General features: G+C 52.3%; 1 protein-coding gene. It reads right to left on the bottom strand.

The annotated features are described in order from the left end of the window. A partial coding sequence (locus ACTHUF_RS11115) for a hypothetical protein (protein WP_440407723.1) occupies positions 1 to 448 on the bottom strand: 448 nt, incomplete at its 3' end. Positions 449 to 478 lie beyond the last annotated feature (30 nt).

The raw sequence follows: 478 nt of genomic DNA, 5'->3' as shown, positions 1-478 counted from the left end.
ACCCCCAAAAAACACAACCCCAAACCCCCCCCAACACCCAAAAACACCAACAACCCCAACAACAACACCAACCCCAACAACACCAACCACCCCAACCAAACCAAACAACAAACCACCAACCCACCCCCCCACACCAACCACACAACCACCCCAAAACCAACCACCCAACAAAACAACACCCAAAACAACCAAAAAACCACAACCACCAAACCAACCCCCACAACCCACACCAACCAACACACCACCCACACCAACAACCACCCAACCACAACAAGAACCACAACCAACAACACCACCCCCAACCAAACAACCCCCACACCAAAACCACCAACCAAACCCAACCCACCCCCCAACAAACAAACAAACCCCCCACACCCCACCAAACCAAACAAAGACCCAAACACAACTCACGCACGCTCCAACAGAGCTTTGCCTCAGGCAGAAACATCGACGAAACTCCGAAGGGACGAAACAACGA

This window comes from Neisseria sp. P0024.S006, assembly GCF_051956595.1.
Classification (GTDB): domain Bacteria; phylum Pseudomonadota; class Gammaproteobacteria; order Burkholderiales; family Neisseriaceae; genus Neisseria.
The sequence above is the reverse complement of the archived record's forward strand: the minus strand, read 5'-3'. Positions and strand labels throughout refer to the sequence as shown.